Origin of the sequence: Holdemania massiliensis (genome assembly GCF_022440805.1) — a bacterium.
Classification (GTDB): domain Bacteria; phylum Bacillota_I; class Bacilli_A; order Erysipelotrichales; family Erysipelotrichaceae; genus Holdemania; species Holdemania massiliensis_A.
The window spans coordinates 3,976,851-3,995,839 of the sequence record NZ_JAKNTK010000001.1 but is presented as its reverse complement, the minus strand read 5'-3'; the positions used below and the strand labels follow the sequence as shown (position 1 = coordinate 3,995,839).

At 42.9% G+C, this 18,989-nt stretch carries 13 protein-coding genes; 8 read left to right on the top strand and 5 right to left on the bottom strand.

Going from position 1 to position 18,989, the window contains the following annotated elements:
- Positions 1 to 121 precede the first annotated feature (121 nt).
- Together MCG46_RS18590 and MCG46_RS18585 are read left to right on the top strand one after the other, a co-directional pair.
- A complete protein-coding gene (locus tag MCG46_RS18590; protein ID WP_240281305.1) occupies positions 122 to 931 on the top strand; it encodes a MerR family transcriptional regulator in 810 nt (269 codons plus the stop codon).
- A gap of 53 nt (positions 932 to 984) precedes the next feature.
- Complete coding sequence (locus MCG46_RS18585; protein WP_240281304.1) at positions 985 to 2,895, top strand: flavocytochrome c; 1,911 nt, start codon at positions 985 to 987, stop codon at positions 2,893 to 2,895.
- A 226-nt stretch (positions 2,896 to 3,121) separates the two neighbouring features.
- On the opposite strand, the gene MCG46_RS18580 is transcribed toward MCG46_RS18585, so the two are convergent.
- Together MCG46_RS18580 and MCG46_RS18575 are read right to left on the bottom strand one after the other, a co-directional pair.
- Positions 3,122 to 4,534 (bottom strand): S10 family serine carboxypeptidase-like protein, encoded by a 1,413-nt coding sequence (locus tag MCG46_RS18580; protein WP_240281303.1) that lies wholly within the window; start codon positions 4,532 to 4,534, stop codon positions 3,122 to 3,124.
- 266 nt (positions 4,535 to 4,800) lie between these two features.
- A complete protein-coding gene (locus MCG46_RS18575) occupies positions 4,801 to 5,706 on the bottom strand; it encodes a LysR family transcriptional regulator (protein WP_240281302.1) in 906 nt (301 codons plus the stop codon).
- Between the two features lie 148 nt (positions 5,707 to 5,854).
- On the opposite strand from MCG46_RS18575, the gene MCG46_RS18570 reads away from it, so the two are divergent.
- From MCG46_RS18570 to MCG46_RS18550, 5 genes are read left to right on the top strand one after another with little or no spacing between them, the layout of a single operon-like run.
- A complete protein-coding gene (locus MCG46_RS18570) occupies positions 5,855 to 7,255 on the top strand; it encodes a PTS transporter subunit EIIC (RefSeq protein WP_240281301.1) in 1,401 nt (466 codons plus the stop codon).
- 38 nt (positions 7,256 to 7,293) lie between these two features.
- Positions 7,294 to 8,748: a glycoside hydrolase family 1 protein gene (locus MCG46_RS18565; RefSeq protein WP_240281300.1), complete on the top strand. Its 1,455-nt coding sequence runs from the start codon at positions 7,294 to 7,296 to the stop codon at positions 8,746 to 8,748.
- Positions 8,749 to 8,791: 43 nt separating this feature from the next.
- The gene (locus MCG46_RS18560; RefSeq protein WP_240281299.1) at positions 8,792 to 9,703 is read left to right on the top strand and encodes a hydroxyacid dehydrogenase; all 912 of its coding nucleotides are present in this window, start codon (positions 8,792 to 8,794) and stop codon (positions 9,701 to 9,703) included.
- 1 nt (position 9,704) lies between these two features.
- Positions 9,705 to 10,700: a hypothetical protein gene (locus MCG46_RS18555; protein WP_240281298.1), complete on the top strand. Its 996-nt coding sequence runs from the start codon at positions 9,705 to 9,707 to the stop codon at positions 10,698 to 10,700.
- A 30-nt stretch (positions 10,701 to 10,730) separates the two neighbouring features.
- Positions 10,731 to 11,228: a PTS sugar transporter subunit IIA gene (locus MCG46_RS18550; RefSeq protein WP_240281297.1), complete on the top strand. Its 498-nt coding sequence runs from the start codon at positions 10,731 to 10,733 to the stop codon at positions 11,226 to 11,228.
- Between the two features lie 1,181 nt (positions 11,229 to 12,409).
- Here the strand turns inward: MCG46_RS18550 and MCG46_RS18545 are convergent.
- Together MCG46_RS18545 and MCG46_RS18540 are read right to left on the bottom strand one after the other, a co-directional pair.
- Positions 12,410 to 13,282, bottom strand: a complete 873-nt coding sequence (locus MCG46_RS18545) for a damage-control phosphatase ARMT1 family protein (RefSeq protein WP_240281296.1) — start codon at positions 13,280 to 13,282, stop codon at positions 12,410 to 12,412.
- A gap of 125 nt (positions 13,283 to 13,407) precedes the next feature.
- On the bottom strand, positions 13,408 to 15,219 hold the full coding sequence (locus MCG46_RS18540; protein ID WP_240281295.1) for an FAD-dependent oxidoreductase: 1,812 nt from the start codon (positions 15,217 to 15,219) through the stop codon (positions 13,408 to 13,410).
- A 218-nt stretch (positions 15,220 to 15,437) separates the two neighbouring features.
- On the opposite strand from MCG46_RS18540, the gene MCG46_RS18535 reads away from it, so the two are divergent.
- Entirely contained in the window at positions 15,438 to 16,496 is a 1,059-nt protein-coding gene (locus MCG46_RS18535; RefSeq protein WP_240281294.1) for a MerR family transcriptional regulator, read from the top strand.
- A gap of 118 nt (positions 16,497 to 16,614) precedes the next feature.
- On the opposite strand, the gene MCG46_RS18530 is transcribed toward MCG46_RS18535, so the two are convergent.
- Entirely contained in the window at positions 16,615 to 18,912 is a 2,298-nt protein-coding gene (locus MCG46_RS18530; RefSeq protein ID WP_240281293.1) for a diguanylate cyclase domain-containing protein, read from the bottom strand.
- Positions 18,913 to 18,989 lie beyond the last annotated feature (77 nt).

Below are 18,989 nucleotides of genomic sequence, written 5' to 3'. Positions count from 1 at the left end.
AGGGATCTTAAGCCAATTAAGAAAACCTTACGGTTTTTATTCAATACGGCGTTTTTGAAATACAAGCCAATCAAGGAGCGGAAAGGTGCAGATGAAGCTCACGGAGATGAAGGAGAAAACAATGAAGAGTAAAATTAAAGAAACCGCTAACGCCATGAATGTCAGCAATGAACTGCTTCGGCATTACGAACGGCTGGGGTTGATCCATCCAGTGCGCAATGAAAGTGGATACCGCGAATATGCCCAGCAGGATGTGGAGATTCTGACCGGAATTCTGCGGTATAAAAACATGGATATTCCGCTGGAACAGATCAAGACGCTGATCTATGAAGGTTCATTGGAAACGCTGGAAGAAACGCTCTCGCAGAAAATTGAGGATTTCGAGTGGAACCTGAAAAAGCAGCAGGCGATCCTGCAAAGTATGATTGACTGCCGGCGGGAACTGGAAAACGTTAAAGCAAACCTTCATGAAATTGAGCTGACAACCAGCCCGGCGATTGTTCGGTTCTCACTGTTTTCCAAAACCCGCATCATGAGTGAAATTGCCGGTGAGAAAAACCGCCAGTTTACAGATCTGCTTCCGATATCCTTTATTTCCCCGGTCGTCCGCAAACAGGACTGGACGAATGAAAATAGTCAAATCGAATTTGGTTTTGGGATCACGCTAAACGATTTTCAGGAATTTCAGTTAACCTGGTTTGAGAATTATGAGAATCATCCCTCTTGTTTGGCCTATTCGTTTCTGATCGAAACCATTGGGGAGGACCGGCTGAATCTGGCGCATTTTCATTGGGCTTTGGAGTATGTTTGCCAACAGGGTTATGAAGTGAATGGCGATTGTTGGGGTTACACGTTGGGGAACTGTGTGGACAAGGATAAGGAACATCACCGCTTTCATCGTTTTTATCTTCCGGTCATTAAACGGGGTTGACCTTACAAACGTTGTAGGGGTTATGATAGGAAAGTCACAAGGAGGAAATAAATGTGAAGAAACTAGCGGTTTTGTTCTTGTCTGCGATGCTGCTTCTGGGGGGATGCACAACGCAGGAAAAGAAAACATCAGCGTTCAAAACTGGAACGTACAGCGCAGCGGCAGAGGGACGAAATGGTGAACTGACGGTCGAAGTTGTTTTATCTGCGGATAAGATTGAATCAGTCACGGTGACCTCGCATCAGGAAACAGAAGGCATTGCCGATCCAGCCATTGAAAAGATTCCCAGTGCGATTGTGGAAGCCCAGGGATTGGGAATTGACGCGGTTTCCGGCTGCACGATAACCAGTGAAGCGATTCTGGCAGCGGCCTCGTCCGCACTGACTTCCGCAGGTGCCGATGTGGAAGCGCTGAAAGAAATTCATTTGACAGCTGCAGCCGGTGAAGATACCGAAGAAACTGTCGATGTGGTCGTTGTTGGCGGCGGTGGAGCCGGCATTGCGGCAGCGAGCAGTGCGGCGGAACAGGGCGCCAGCGTCATTCTTGTTGAAAAAACATCCGCTTTGGGCGGCAACACGCTGGCCAGCGGCTTTGCGATGAATGCCGCGGATCCGGAATTAGAAAATCAGCTGGATGCGCTCAATGGTCAGGTTGAAACCTTGAAGGCTGTGCTTGACTATGATGAAAGTGAGTTCGGGGATTATGCGGAAACGCTGAAAACCTTAAAATCTCAGATTAGCGAATATCTTAAAGGGGATACAAGCAAGGAATTTGACTCGACAGAATGGCATATCATTCAAACTTACCAGGCTGGAAAAAGAACCGATCTCAGCGGCGGAGAAATCAGCGGTGATTTTGATCTCGTTCAGCTCTTATGTGAAAAATCATTGGAAACCTTCCATTGGCTGGGGGATACCGTCGGAGTGGCGCTCAGTGACGAACTATCCAGCCCGGTAGGATCTCTGTGGTTAAGAGGACACAATTTCGAAAGTAAGGAAGGCGTTTTCACTTCTGCGCAGCAGTATATCGAAGCGCATAACGGAAAGATTTATCTGGCCACCCGTGCCACCGATCTGATTCTGGATGGAGATGCGGTAACCGGAGTGATCTGCCGCAAAGAGGATGGATCCACTTTAACCATTCATGCGAAAAATGTAATTCTGGCAACCGGCGGCTTTGGCGCCAATGGGGAAATGGTAAAAGAGTACAATACCTACTGGCCAGCGATTCCAGAAGGCATTAAAACTACCAATGTTGCAGGGGCAACCGGCGATGGAATTGAACTTGGCCTGCAGGCAAAAGCTTCGCTGACAGGCATGGGCATGGTTCAGCTGATGCCGACAGCCAGTGCAGTGACCGGCCAGCTTGCGGACGGCCTGTTGGTACCGAGTCAGTATTACATGTTTGTCAATCAGGAAGGGAATCGCTTTGTCAACGAATATGCGGAACGGGATGTCTTAGCCAGTGCGGCTTTAAGTCAGACCGACGGCGTTTTCTACCACATTGCCGATCAGAATATGATTCCAACGCTGCAGAACAAAGCAACGCAGGAACAGGTCGACGCGATGGTGGAAAAGGGAATTCTGTATAAGGCAGAGAGTCTGGAAGCCCTGGCTGAACAAATCGGATGTCCGAGCGAGAATCTGATAACTTCGGTTGAAAAATACAATTCGTATGTCGACGCGGGAAACGATCCGGATTTCGGAAAGAATGTTTTCGGCAGTAAAATTGAGACCGCCCCTTACTATGCGGTTATCGAAAAACCGAGCGTTCATCATACGATGGGCGGACTGACGATCAATACGGAAGCTCAGGTTTTAAATGAAGCCGGCGAAGCGATTCAAGGTTTATATGCCGCGGGGGAAGTGACCGGCGGTATTCATGGCGGCAACCGTGTCGGCGGCAATGCCATCGCGGACATTATGGTTTTCGGAAAAATTGCCGGAGCTAACGCCGCGAAATAAAGGCAGGTCGCAGCTGTAAACCTAGGCCTGAACAAACATAGGTTATTCAGATAGATCAAACCGCAGTGAGAAGGAACATCTTGGGTGTTTCCTGAACGCTGCGGTTTTTTATTATTTAATTTCTTTTATTAGAAGCCAAGGAATGAAAACAAAGTCTTCTCAAGCGCAAATGAAAAAAAACGGATGCTTTGCTTTCAGGCGCGAACATCCGTTTTGATGCTTGACTTTATTTTTCGATGGCCTGTGTGAAGAAGCGGCGCATATCCGCAGCTAATAATTTCGCACTTTCCTCACCCAGATAAGCCATGTGTCCGGATGGATATTCTCCAACCAGAACCCGGCTTGGATCTAAATGCGAATGTGTGGCCAGATAGCGGGCATTGCCGGCTGTAGTGCACAGATCATACAGACCGCTGGCAAAGAAGACACGCAGCTTGGGATTACGCCGCATCGCTCCGGCTAAAGCTTGGGCCGGGGAGGTCTTTGGCTTGCGCTGCCATGTTTCGTTGACATCGAAGACCAAACCCTTACTGCTGCGGTTGAACGTAATGTTCAGTTCCTTGCAGATTAAGGCAAAGGCGGTCTGGAAGGCCGGGGTGTATTGTCCCATGGCTGGATCATCGGCGATGACGTTGGCGTCGTGGATGGCCGGGTCATCATTCCAGGTATAGCGGCCGTCATAGAAGCCGACAGCCAAACCCTGATCTTTTAAAAGCAGGTGGGCAAATTCCTTCTGCATGTCAATCCGCAAATGATGCCGAATCCAGAATGCTTTCTCGATGCCGGTAAAGTATTCCAGCTTTTCAGCGATAACTTCCTGCTGCTCCTGCGGCAAAGCGTCGCCCTGGAATAAGGCGCTGAGATAGTCGGTCTGGGCAAATTGAGAAGCCGCTTCTATGAATTCGCTGCGGGAAGGCTTGCCCTGAGGGTGATGATAATGATGCGTGGCTGCCATCGTGATCAGATTAACAGCGGAAGGTTCGGCTGGATTGGCTTCAAAGAAGGTACTGCCCAAAAGCATGATGCCGCTGACTGACAGGCCCAGGGTATCCGGTTTAACCGGCCCGGCTCCTAGCAATTCAGCCGCCAACAAAGCTGAGCGTCCGGTACCGTAGCTTTCACCCGCCAACAGAATCGGGCTGTTGCGGCGGTTGTAGCGTGTCAGCCACTGTTCAATGAACAGGGCCATGGCCTTGACATCGCCGTCCGCGTCATAGAATTCAGCGCGGGCTTTTTCCTGGATCAGCCGTCCAAAGCCAGTTCCGACCGGATCGACCAGAACCAGATCGCACAGATCGAGCAGACAGTGTGGATTGTCTTCCAGCTCAAATGGCGGAACGGTCGGCAGATGCAGCTCATCATCCAGCTTGATTCGCCGTGGGCCAAATAAACCGGCATGCACCCACAAGCTGGAACAGCCTGGACCGCCGTTGTAGGCAAACAGAACCGGCCGGGTCGACGGATCTTCGATATCGCTGCGAAAATAAGCGTAAGAAAAAAGGGTTGCGGTCGGCTGACCTTCTTCATCAACAAAGAAATTATCTTCGCTGACGGTGCGGTAAGGAATCGTCTGGCCCTTTAGGACAATTGATCCCTGTGATTCAAATCTGGATTTTTCAAGACATTCTTCAATTCTCATGGTATTCCCCCACTTTCTGATTCTTTATTTTTTTAGTATACACCTCGTAGGAGAGGAATGACAAGCTTGAGGGAACATCCATCTCTTTTAAGATAAGTGTGGACAGCAGGATGGTAAATTAAATTTTGCCTTTTCATCACAAATCCAAACAGCAAACCTACCATAAAAGCGCTTAATATCCGAATATATGTGTCCATCTAATTCATTTATTTGTATAAAAATGATTTGAAGTACTGCAAACATCGATGCCTGTATAGTATTTATATTTAATCTTTCGGGAAAATATTAATTGAATAAGTTGATTTCAAATATTCATTTACATACTTTTTGTAAATGTTAATAGCTTCTTGGCGACTTGGTTGAGGATAACGATGTTCAATCTGGTAACAAACAATGGATGGTGGTTCTACCGCAAGAGTAAAACTTTTCATGTTGTCATTTTTTGTTATGTAGCTTAAAACGGATGCTGGGGCAATAGACCAACAGTTTTTGTCCACAAACATATTTGGAAGAATTGAACTTGCCGCAATCCTAATCATAAATTTGTTTGGCAGCCAATACTGATTATGCCATATTTCAAATTCAGAATTATGTCTGATATATATTTCATATTCCGGGGGCAAGTCTTTTGGCTCCATTAAGTTATGATATGGACTATCCCGCCTACAAAGCAAAATCATTGATTCATAAAATATTGGTGTTGTAATTACATCCGGGTAATTGATTGAGTTATATACGTAAGCAATATCTATTTTTCTTGAACTGACTCTTTGGTATAAGTCCCTAGAATGATAAGTATGAATTGATAATTTTAAAATATTTTTTTTATCCATTAATAAATTTGTGTACAGTTTTCTGAAGAGAAATGAATTAACAGAGTCAACACCCCCAACAGATAAATTTAATGAGGTTTTTAAATCTTTTATGGATAACATATCTCTCCAAGTAGCTTGATAAGATTCTACCAGTGTTAGAAACTCTTCACCATAATTTGTAAGTTCAACATTCCTTGTTCCTTTTCCTCTTATTAAAAGTTTTACACCTAATTCTTCTTCTAATAGCATGAGCTTATGACTTAAATAGCTTTGAGCGGTGTATGTATTTTCCGCAGCCTTGGAAATACTCCCATATTTAATAATGTTTAAAAATGCTTCGATTTGACTATTTTCCATAGGTATTTCTCTCTTTCAAATATCTCAATATGAGATATTATATAGAGAAAATATCATGTATTCAAGCTGTTGTAAAAATAATACAATATTGATGTACAAAAATAGCGCTATGTAGTACTTAGGAAAGAAAAGGAAAAAGGGAAATATTATGAGTAATGACAAATACAGTCAAATTGCAAAAGAAATCGTCGAAAAAATTGGCGGACCAACAAATGTGTCTTACCTAGAACATTGTTCAACTAGATTACGTTTTAATCTCAAAGATAATTCTAAGGCAGATGTGGACGGCATTAAAGCCATTAATGGTGTAATGGGTGTTGTTGTAAATGCTCAATTTCAAGTGATTATTGGAAACGATGTTGTAGAAGTATTTGATGAAGTAATTAAATTAGGCATTCAAAATGGTGGGCAAGTTGCAGATGGAGAGAATGAATCTGATATTTCTGCCTCAAAGAAGAATAATAAAAATGGTTTAGGTGCTAAATTCTTAGATTTCCTAATAGGTGTTTTTAATCCATTAGTTCCAGCTATTACTGGGGCTGGCTTGTTAAAGGCAGTTTTAACTTTACTCGTCTCTGCTGGTTTGTTGTCTTCAGACAGCGGCCTGTATTCAATATTATTTTATGTTGCTGATGCTGCTTTCTATTTCTTGCCAATTATGGTTGCTGTTACTACAGCTCAAAAACTAAATGCAGATAAGATTTTAGCTGTTGTTATTGTTTCGTTATCAATTTATTCGAAATTCACCGCTATATTAGGTGCTGATGTACCGTTAAGTTTCTTAGGTATAACTGTACCCAATTATGGATATAGTGGACAAATTTTCCCTGCCATCTTGACTGTTATTGCTTTAGCTTTAGTTGAAAAGAACTTTAGAAAAATTTGCCCGAAACCAGTTAGAATGGTATTTGTACCGCTTGTATGTTTATTAGTTGTTACACCGCTCTCATTAATTGTTTTATCTCCAATTGGATTCAAAATGGGTGAAATCTTTACTAATGGTTTACTGGCATTACACGGAAGTTTTGGCTGGATTATCGTTGCTATTTTAGGGGCATTATTACCATTTATGACGGCAATTGGTATGCACAAGCCTTTAGTTCCATACGCTACTGCAGCATTTGCTTCAACGGGTTATGATTATATCAATGCTCCTGCAAAGGTTGCTCATAATATTTCAGAAGCTGGTGCATGTTTTGCTGTTGCTTTAAAATCAAAAGATAAAAACTATCGCTCGGTTGCTTTCTCTGCTGGTATTTCTGCTTTCTTCGGTATTTCTGAACCTGCATTATATGGTGTTACTTTACAAAATAAAAAAGCGATAATAGGTGTAGTAGTATCGGGATTAATATCTGCTGGATTTATGGCTATCTTCTCATTAAGATCAACTTCATTAATGGGTACAGGTATCTTAGGTTTACCTCAATTCGTGGATCCAGCAAATCCGAATAATTTTATTATAGCTATTATTGGTTATGCTTTATCTATTGGAATTTCATTTATTATAACTTTTATATTATACAAAGATGATGATAAGAAAAGCGCTTAATCAAAATTAATATTAGAAAGGTGATCAAAGGTTTATATATGTTTAATAAAGATTTTTTATGGGGGTGTGCTACTTCTGCTTTTCAAGTAGAAGGGGCATATAACGAAGATGGCAAAGGCTTATCATTAGCTGATATTAGAAGTTTAAATATTAATCCTGCAGAAGAACCAACAAAGGCATTGGCAAATGTTGGCGATAAGATTGCGGATAGCAAAGTTGCTAGTGACCACTATCACAGGTGGGAAGAAGATGTTGAGTTGATGAAGGAATGCGGACTAAAATCTTATCGTTTCTCTATTGCATGGACACGTATTTTCCCTAATGGTGATGATGAAAATGCCAATGAAGCTGGTGTTCTATTCTATGACAACTTAATTAATAAATTAAATGAATATGGCATTGAACCTATTGTTACTTTATATCATTTTGACTTTCCAAATGGTCTTCAAGAAAAGTATGGTGGCTGGAGCGACAGACAATCAATTAATGACTTCGACCGATACGCTTCATACTTATTTGAACACTTTAAAGGAAGAGTCCGCTATTGGTTAGTTAATAATGAACAAAATGCTATGATTCGTCGTGATGGATATTTAGGAATTAAAGAAACAAATATTTTGAAAAGAGAACAAATTAGACATAGATGTAATCATCATATGTTTGTTGCTTGTGCAAAAGCAATTGCTTCTTGTCATAGAATTGACCCTGAAGCAAAAATTGCTCCCGTAATGGCTTATGCGCCGCATTATCCATTAACAGGAAAACCAGAAGATGTTTTAGCTGCAAGGAATGTGAATGACTTGTATTTCCACTATATGATTGAAATTCATTGTCGAGGAGAATATCCCGGCTATTATTTAAGATGGCTAACTGAAAACAATTGGCTGCCAGAAATAACTGATGAAGATAAAGCAATCTTAAAAAATGGTATTTGTGATTTCTATGCGTTCAATTATTATCGTTCTAACGCTGCCGTTGCTTGTCCAAAGGATGTACCGATTGAAGAAGTAGAAAAATTTAGAGTGGATGCAAGAAGCCGAATGCTGCCTGGTTTATGCAAATGTACTGCTAATACCTATGTGAAAGAAAGCTCACTAAATAAATGGAGAATTGATCCTATTGGATTGCATATTGCTTTCAGAAATGTATATGAATTATGTCATATGCCATTAATGATTTGCGAAAATGGTTTTGGCGCGCCAGATACATTAGAAAGTAACTTACAGATCCATGATGATTATCGTATCGAATATTTAAAAGAACATATTGAACAAATTCATGAAGCAATTTTAGATGGTATTCCGGTGATTGGGTATCACGTATGGACTTTTATGGATGTAGTGAGTACTTCTGAAGGGTTCAGAAAGAGATATGGTTTAGTATATGTTGATCGTGATGAAAAGGGTGGTAACTTAAATCGTTACAAAAAAGATAGCTTTTACTGGTATAAAAATGTAATTGCAACAAATGGGGAATCAATTTTAGAAAAATAATTTATAGATCCGTATTTCGGATCTATTTTTGGAGGAATTATTAATGCATACAGTTTTTTTAAATGAAAATATTCATCAAGATGCTTATGATGAATTAATAAGAAAGTATAAAGTAGTCAATAATTTTGATAATCCAGAAGAAATTGAAGCTATTATTGTTAGAACATTTAAAGTTGACCGGGAAGTACTGGATAAATGTACTAATTTAAAGATAATTGCTAAACATGGCGTTGGTATGGATACAATTGATTTGCAGGAAGCGAAGAATAGAGGAATAAAAGCTATTAATACTCCTAATGCAAATGCAAACTCAGTAGCTGAATTGATCATCGGGCTTATTTTAGATAGCTGTAGAAATATTTCTAAGGCTCATGAAAAATCAATAAAGGGAGAATTTGATTCGATTGCACCTCAATCAATGACAGGGATTGAAATTTCAAATAAGACATTAGGTTTAATTGGGTTTGGCAATATTGCTAGAATTGTTGCACGAATTTGTAAAAATGGATTTAATATGAAACTTGTTGCTTATGATCCATTTGTAAGTAGAGAACAAATGGAAGTTTGTGAATGTGAAAAGTTTGAAACAGCTGATGAGGTTGTCTCGATAAGTGATGTAATCAATGTGAGTGTACCGCTAAATCCAAGCACTCAAGATTTGATTAGCGACAGACAATTCGATTTGATGAAAAAGAATGCTATTTTAGTTAATGCCGCCCGAGGGGGTGTGGTCAACGAGAATGCTTTATATGAAGCTTTGAAAAACAAAAAAATATTTTCAGCTGCATGCGATGCCTTTGTTATAGAGCCCCCAACAAGTGAAAATACGAATTTATATAAATTGGATAATTTTATAGGTACTCCTCATATTGGTGCTTGTAGTGAGGAAGCACTTATTAGAATGGGAAAGGAAGTTGTAAAAAATTTAGATGATTTTTTTGTGGAGGTAAAATAAAATGAAATTACTAGATTGCACATTACGTGATGGTGGAAATATTCCTGGAAAAGGGTTCACAGTTGAAGATACAAAGACAATTATTGAAGGTTTAATTAGAAGTAATATTACAACAATTGAAATGGGGAATTGTACAGGTATAGGTTCATTTCAAAAACAAAATATTCCTAATACACCAACAGATATTGAATATTTAGAAGCTATTCAGCCCTATGTTAATAAAGCTGAAATTGGCATGTTTTGTTTAGCTAAAAACGCTACTGATGAGAACATTTCTCTAGCAAAGAAGTATCATTTAAATTTCTTAAGAGTTGGTGCTAATGCTGGAGATGCTGAATCTGCTTATGAAGGAATAAAAAGAGTTAAAGCAGCAGGTTTAGTTTGTCGTTACTCTTTAATGAAAGCCTATGTGTTAACGCCAGAAGAATTAGCTGAAGAAGCTGTGCAGCTTGAGAAATGGGGGTTGGATGAAATAACAATCATGGACTCTGCAGGAACAATGTCTCCAGAAGATGTAAAATCGTATGTTACTGTTATGAAAAGTAAAGTTTCTATTCCAATAGGTTTCCATGGACATAATAATTTAGGTTTATCCGCAGCTAATGGACTTGTAGCTGCTGAAAATGGTGCAGATGTAATTGACTGTGGATTACTTGGAATGGCTAGAAGTGCTGGTAATTGTGCAACTGAGGTTATTACTTCATTGTTTCAACGTAATCATAAGTTAAAAGAAGTTAATTTTTTAGAGTTATTAGCTTTTGTAGATAAAAATGTAATGCCGATTGCTGAAAAATATAATTATCATGCACCAATTAAACCATTTGATTTAGTTTTAGGTTATTCAGGTGCACATTCAGGCTTTACTCAATTGTTCAAATTGACTGCTGATAAGTATGGAGTCAATTTATATCAATTAATAATGGAAGTGTCACTTATAAATAGAAAAAATCCTTCAGTAGAATTAATAGAAGAAATTGCACAGAAACTTGTAAAATAAAGTTAAATTTTCGTTAGAAAGGATAGGAATATGGGACTATTGGATATATTTTTAAAAAAAGAAGACATCGTTCCAAGAGGTGATGAAGAACTTGTTTCTCCTGTGAAAGGAAAAATGGTACCTCCATGTGAAATACCAGATGATGTATTTGCAGAAGAAATGATGGGACAAACGGTTGGTTTTTTTCCCGCAAATGGAGACATTGTTTGCCCTATAAATGGAGTAGTAAAAGTTATGTTTCCAACGGGTCATGCTTTTGGAATTGAAGGGAATGATGGCAATGGATATTTAGTTCATATAGGTATTAATACTGTCTCCCTCAATGGAAAAGGTTTTTCTACATATTTAAAAGTAGGAGATAAAGTCAAAGCGGGTCAAAAAGCTGTAAAAGTCGATCTAAATGTATTAAATGAATCCAATTTAAATAACACTGTTATTCTTGCAGTTACAGAAAAGAAAGCCTATGATTTTAGAATTCAATTCATTGACTTTGGTTTAGTAGAAAAGGGACAGGTTATCTCGCAGTAAAAGATAGTTAGTGAACTTAACTATGCAGATAAGTTCATCCATTTTCAAGCTTGTATTAATTATTAGATGAATTAAGATGATTGTGATTGGAAAAGAAGAAGGCCCGCTAATTAAGATGTGACCTCCGTCAAGTAAACAGGTCAGATATCCAAATGTTTCTGAAAGACTTGATCTTGGGATTGAGTCTTTTTAAATGTATGCTGATAATTCTTTTAAGTGTAAGTTGTACATCCTGATTTCCTTATTAATAGCGATAGGGTAAATTATCAATCTTTCTATAGTTAATGCTACTTGCCTAATTTGCATAGGAATTTGCTATCAGATATTTCCTTTAATCACTCGTTATTATGAGAATGAATTTATGATTTCATTGATTCTCGTAAACTCATTTTGTCATAGATATCAAAGATGTGACACATTTCCTATTTGGTGATTCCCTACAATCCTTCTATAAGCTCTGAAATCTTCGCATAGTGTTTCTATGCTTGATAGATGTAAAAGATCTGAAGCTAAATAGACATCATTGGTTTTTATCAGAAAATGTTGTCATATTCCCTTCAGCGAGGTCTTTTGCTACAAAGGGGAAGAAATAGAACGGAACAGTCAGCAGCTTTTGTTCAAAATTGTAGCCGAAGTTGTTTTTAGAGGCATTAATGGCATATTCAAACTGATTATGATTGGAGAATTTCTCAAGAGAATTCAGTGTTCCTTTTCCCTGTTAAAGCGAGTATATCCTATCTTGCACCATTCTACAGGTATATTTTGATACTTATTTGCACGAAATGAGGGGCTATATGAATCGTTACTTGCACCTTTTGCGTTTTTTGTGGGAAATTGACAGTAAAGTAAGGATAAAAGTGATCATTACCTTATTTTTAATTTGGAGTGTTTTACCAATCTTCAGTACGCTACGAGCGATTACCGATAATCGTAAGAAATTATAATATTCGGTGCTTGAGTATTCGTAAGATGATAGATTCCCATACGATATAGATTCATAGTTCCAATACGGTCATCATTGGATTGATAATCACAGTTTTTCTCCTATAAATTCAATTTAGTAGAATACGTATTTTCGGCCCAGTACAACCTACGCTTTTTTAACCCTATTGTAGGTGACTGTTCTTCACAAGGCAATTGGGTGAAATTATAAGGGTTTTATCATCAATACTGTTCAAAGCTTAGACTTTGGCCGGATAATGAAGACAGACCAGAGAACCATGAGGCTGTTTCGTCAGTTCGGCGAGGACGGTGCATTTGACTTTCATTATAAAGTAGCGGTTCTTTTCCGGAACATCCACTAAGCATTCAAAATTGGCCTGCCCTTTGCATAAAAGCAGATCCGCTTGGTCATAGACAGCCTGAAATTCCGCACTGGTACGTGAAAGCAATGTTCCCAAGGCATCATCGCCATTGCTTAGAATCCGGGCGAATTGTCCGATTCCAGCCTGCCTGGCATCCACTTCGATTACATCGTTGACCACCGGTGCACCACGGACAGCATAGATCAGATTCAGTTTGGGATTCAGCTGATGGATCTGTTCAAGCAGCAGCTTGTCGACGACAACTTCACCAAAATTGTCGCCCAGCATCAGCAGGGTTTTAGCCTGCAGACAATCCTGTCTCAGCGCTTCTGTCTGGTCCTCAGTAAAAGCAAGGGTCAGCGGAGCGTGGAAATCACTGAGCATTTGTTCAAAATTGGGATGATGAATCGGATTGAAATCAAACCCGTTGGCCAGCGCGTCAATCCAGAGTGCCTCGGCAAATGGATCGGCAGCCTGATCAATCCTCTGGGCGAGAGCAGGAATCTCAGCGAGTAAGCGGGCATTGACTGTCTGACGCAGCCCGGCATAAGGATCTTCAGTGCCGGTTGCCTGCTTCACGAAACGATAAAGATCGCCAATTGCGGCCGGGGCGGGCTGATCAAAATCCATCACTGCCAGTTTTGCGAAGACGGCACGGTAAAAAGCAGGGCGTTTGGGTTCACAGATCTGTTCGGCACAGCGGACTGCCTGCGACACGATACAAGGCAGACAGGCATCCTGAATTTTCATGACGTTTCCTTCTTTCTTTAGCTTAAGCATAGCAGGCTGAGCGAGGAAAAAGCAAGCGCGGCTGTAAGCTGACAAAAAGAAAGCGGCCGGCAGAAAGCCGAACCGCTTGAAACGAGGGGAAAAACTTATTTGTTGGCTGCTGCCTGCTGACCTGCGATCCGTCCGAAATAGACAGCGCCGCCGATCGCCATGCCGCAGCATGGATATTCGTCGCCGAACAATCCGGTGAAGGCGACTTCACCGGCCGCATACAGACCTGGAATCGGGTTGTTTTCTGTATCCAGCACCTGAGCCTGAACATCGGTGACTAAACCGCCGAAGGTGACTGTTACGCTTGGACGCAGCTTCAGGGCGAAGTAAGTTTCGCCTTCAACCGACATCATGTGTTCTGCCGGCTTGCCGAAATCTTCATCCTTGCCGCTGGCGCATAATTCATTGTAACGGTCGATCGTTGCCTGCAGTTCAGCGGCATCGACTTCCATCAATTTAGCCAGTTCTTCAATCGAATTGGCTTTGATCGTCTTCTCTAACGACATAGCATACTGTACAGTTGGAGTTGTGTCGTTGGCTGTGGCGAGATACCAGCCATAGCTGCTTTCGCTCTTGGCGAGGGCATTGCCGACATGATACTGATAGGTATATTCGTTAGCGACACGCTTGCCTTCGGCATTGACGATCAAGCCGGCTTCTTCATTGATACCGACGCCGGAATTGAAATCCAGGTAAACAGTCTGAGTCGCCGGAGCATCAAAGATCTGAGCGTTGACCTGCTTGCCCATCGTTAAGCCGTCGCCGAGGTTGCCAGCCGGAACGGATGTTACAAAGCCTTCTGTGGATTCAGCATAACGCTGCATCATTTCCTTGTTCTGAGCATAACCGCCGGTCGCAAGGATAACGTTTTTAGCGTTGACTGTCAGCTTGCTTCCATCGGCCTTGGTTGCGCTTAAGCCGACAATCGCTCCATCCGCATCGGTCAGAATGGTTTCTGCAGTTGTATTGTAATAAATTTCGCCGTTGTTTTTGAGGTATTCTTCTGTCATCGGCACGGTGATGTTGCCGCCGAAGCCGTCGGTCATGCCGCCGCCGCTGTGGCCTGCCGCATTGGTGGTGTTATGAACACGCCATGGAGTTAAAGACTGATGAATGGCTTCAACGTCAAAGATCATAACGCCCATGTCTTCCAGCCACGTCATGTTTTCCACAGAATCGTTGCAGAAAGCGGTGATCATTTCATCATTGAGCTGTTCGGCAGCGCCGTCCATGGTTTTCATGTAGTCCAGCATCATTTTCGGAGTATCTTCATAACCCTGCTTTTTCTGCCATTCTGTTCCTGCAGCCAAGAGCTTGCCGCCGCTGCGGGTTGTGGCGCCGCCAGTCACACCCTGCTTTTCCAGAATGATGACTTTTGCGCCGGCACGAGTCGCTTCAATGCCTGCGGCTAAACCGGCAGCACCAGCGCCGGCAATGACAACGTCAGCGTCCAGCGTCAGATCTTCCGGATTCTTTTCCACCGGTACATTCTTTAAGGCTTCAGCATCGCCGCCGGCTTCTGTAACCGCGCTGGCTACTGCGTTTTTGATTGCGGCAGTGGTAATTGTCGCGCCGGTGATGTTGTCCACACCCAGTGACTGCGTTTCGACGATCTGCTTTGGCAGAACTTCTACTGGAGAAGTTTCCAGGCCGTAGCCGATACCATAGGTCTCCTGATGGCTTTTAACGGTGACATCGGTGATCGCATCGGCGCTGACGGTGACATCCACGCTGATTTCACCCTTCATGCCATTGGCAGTTCCGGTATAGGTTCCGGCTGTGTAGGATGGTTTCGCATTGGCGTCCGGGGTTGGCGCCGGCTTGTCGTTGGTGCCGCAGGCGGTCAAGGACAAGGCCAGGACTCCGCACAGAAGCAGCGCTGTGAACTTGCTTGCTTGTTTCTTCATTTCTTTCCACTCCTTTTTTGTTAAGGCTTTCGCAAGCTCATTATACAATGTCCTGTGACAGGAAGGTCAATCCCCTCTTTTTTGGTCCGTTTAATTCGTGTATAATGAAGAAAACAAGGTGACTATGTGAGAAATGATAGTGCTTTCACGAAAAAGAGCTAAAAAAACCATTCCCTTAGGGAACGGTTTGGATGAAGAGGAAATCGAGGTGAAGCCGCATGCGTATTCAACAAGTCTGCCAGCGAACGGGACTGACGAAAAAAGCGATCTATTTTTATATTGAGGAAGGTCTGGTGTCGCCGCAGCGCTGTGATGAAAATCATTACCTGGAGTTCAGTGAAGACGATGTCCGCAGCTTACAGATCATCGCGTTGTTAAGACAATGGGATATGCCGGTCAGTGAGGTTCATGAGCTGTTCGATTATCCCAGCATGACCAATTTTTATCTGCATCGCCGGCTCAATGCGCTGCGCAATCAGCTGCTGCGGCAGCTGGGGTTAGTGCATTCCTTATCCGCGTTGCTGACGGAACTGCCGCCGCAGTACAACATGAGCAGCATGCAGGAACAGATCGGCCGCAGTACCGCGCCCAGCGAAGCCGATCAGTCAACTTTGGATCTGTTGTGTCCGGATCAGGATGCCCGCATGATCTCGATTTTTATCTGGAGTTCTTTTCTCAACGTTTCGAAGAGTGAATACCGGTTGTTTCTGTGGCGGAAAATGACGGAACAGGCGCAGCAGGATTTAAAAGGATCACTGAAATATGTGGCCCGGATCATCTATGCTTTGGATTCTGAATGGATTGAAAAAGATGCCCGGCAGCGATACCGCGATACCCAGGCGATACTCAAGCTGGATGAAACGACCTTTCCGATCTATACGCAGAGAATCTTGGACTGCCTGCATCATTTGGCGGAGGATGACCGTGAACAGGCTTATTGGAAGCTCAATTATGAAAAGGTAACGCTGCCGCTCGTACAGTTTTTCAACGGTCCGCTGGGAACGCTGATGGCTGAGTATAATCCGGAATACCGCCTCTATCTGACAAAGATGCAGCAGCTGGTGGCGGAGGTGGTTCGACGTCTTCAAACCGGCGGTGAACAAGCGTTGTATCAACAGCTGCAGACCCTTCTGGCTGGCCAGCTGGATATTGAAAAGGACGGGAATCTATTAGGCTATTATGCGTTTGAAATGGGACTGTACCGGAGTTTGCCTCTGGACGTTCAGCGCCGGCTGCTGATCGAGTCCAATCGGGAAGCTTCCCCGCTTTCCCGATGAGGAAAGCTGTCTTAATTTTAGGGAGCTCCAATGGCTTACAATAAAACAGGATCAGAGCCTGAAGTGAAAAACTTCCGGAAATCTGATCCTGTTTTTAAGCGGGGACTAAGCAAGGGCATTAACATCGGGTGCTTTCAGACTGGCTAAGCTGAGCCTGCAGTGATTCGATGCGTTTTTCAGCCCGGCGTTTGAGCAGGAAAACACTGAGAATTTCCGCGACATGCGTCAGCACGTCAATCTGATCCTGATCCCAAAGCCGTTTTTCCTGACATTCATCGAACCCGATATAGCCTTTAATTACACCCTGATCCTGGATCGCACATTGAAGCAAGGATTTGATGTGCTGCGGTTCAAGGATTTCAATGTGTTTTGGATCCAACGTCATGATGTCCGGACAATAAAAGATTCCGTTCTCATCAAAATTGTCCAGATAATTGCCATTGAGATCCTCTTCATAGGAAACCCGCTGCAGCGCGTCTTTTTCCGGAAGAATCCCGGCATTGCACCATTCGAAGGTATTGCTGCAGAAACGGTCGTCTTCACTGTTTTCAAAGATGTAAACACGGCTGACGTTGAAATGCAGACCGACAACTTCCAGAATATGTTCGATGCATTCCTCAAGATTCTGGGTGTTGTATAACGTACTGAATACATAATCGCTGACTTGCGCATAAGCATTTTTCTGATTGGTGTCGGAATCGATGCGGGTGTTGACTGCGGTCATGCCGTCGCGCAGCGGGAAGGTTTCTGAGCGTAAAAGCTCACTGTAAAAGGCATAGCGGTTCTTGCCTTGATTCTTAATCGAATACAGAGCCTGATCCGCCCGCTGAAATAACTGATGGTAGCTGAGTCGGGAGTCCGTCGTCAGGGCAATGCCGATGCTGCAGGAAACATTGGCGATCTTCTGATTGCGGATCTCAAAAGTGCGGAAGGCCTCAAGAATTTCCTGGGCTTTTCGCTCTGCCAGAGAAGGGTTGGGAATGTTTTTCAGAAAGATGAGGAATTCATCGCCGCCGATCCGGCCTAAAATATCTTCGCTGCGGAACAGCTGATGGATTCGGGAAGTCACTTCAATTAAGAAAGCATCACCGAACAAATGCCCCAGCGTATCATTGACATGCTTAAAATCATCGATATCGATAATCATCAAAGCATTGAAAGCCTTGGGGTATTGAGCCAGCCAGTCCTCGATCAGCCGCTGGACGGTTTCCTTATTATAATACTGGGTCAGCGCATCCTTTTGGGCTTTGTCCAGTAACAGCTGAGATTTGTATTTCTCTTCATCGATATCGGTCAGAATGCCGATGGCTTTGACGGGATGGCCGAGAGCGTCAAACTGCGTTGTAATCCGGACGCGGTACCAAATCGGCTGGTATTCCCAATCCAACAGCTGCATTTCACCTTCAAGAACCGGCTGGCCTTGAAGAATTTGATCGCGAAGGCTGACAAACAGATTGCGATGCTCATCGGACAGATGCAGCTTTGATTTGTTCAATATCATCGCCGTTGTGGCCGGCGGCGCATAACCTAGACGATGCTGCCAGTTATCCGAAAACAACAGCTGATCGGTTGCCAGATTCCATTCAAAAATGATATCTCGGGTCTGCTTCATGATGATTTCATAACGTTCCAGACTCAGCCGCAGTTCTTCCTGGATCTTTTTGGTCTCCGTAATATCGACCAGGATGCAGCAGAAATACTGACGGCCCCATTCGTCCTGTAAATACCGGCCTTTGTCCAGCACCCAGATCGGTTTTTTATCTTTGCGCAGCAGCCGGAACTGCAGCTCTTTATCACAGCCGTGACTGAGCTGTTCCCGCACTTCTTTCAGCGTATTTTCATAATCCCGCGGATCGATTAAGGCGCGGAAGCTGTTGTTCAGCTCCGTGCTGATTTCTTCTCTTGTATAACCGGTCAATTGAAGGAAGCTGTCGCTTGTCTGCAGAAGCGTTAAAGGTTCGTCAAACAAACAATGGAAAATCCCGCCCGGCATCTGATCCGGCAGGAATGTCAGGGTCAGTTCCTGATGCTGCAGTGAATTCGAGCTGCTCTGTGCCGGGGCTGCCTGAACAAAGCAGAAAAGACCGCTGCTGCAATCCTGAATCAAAGACAGGTACAAGGTATACCAGTTTTCGCCCTGCATCAGGGCTTTCACTGTAATGAATTGATATCGATCATTCAGCTGGGAACAGACCGGCACCGTCGTCTGGATTAACAATTCTGGATGTCGGCGCAGCTGCTGCTGAATATGTTCATGAATGGCTTCTTTGTTCGTAAAAACGATTCCTGCCTCGGCCGAATGCCAACGAATATTCTCATCAAAGAGTGACTGCAGAGTGTCCCAGTCATTATCGACAAACAAGGCCCGGATAAAACGATTTATGCAGGAGTCAACAAGGGACGCGGAGGTTTTCATAGAACATCTCCTTTCGCGGTATCTGGGATCATAGGAAGCGGTAGTTCAGATAAGCTAAGTTTACACCTATTCGATAT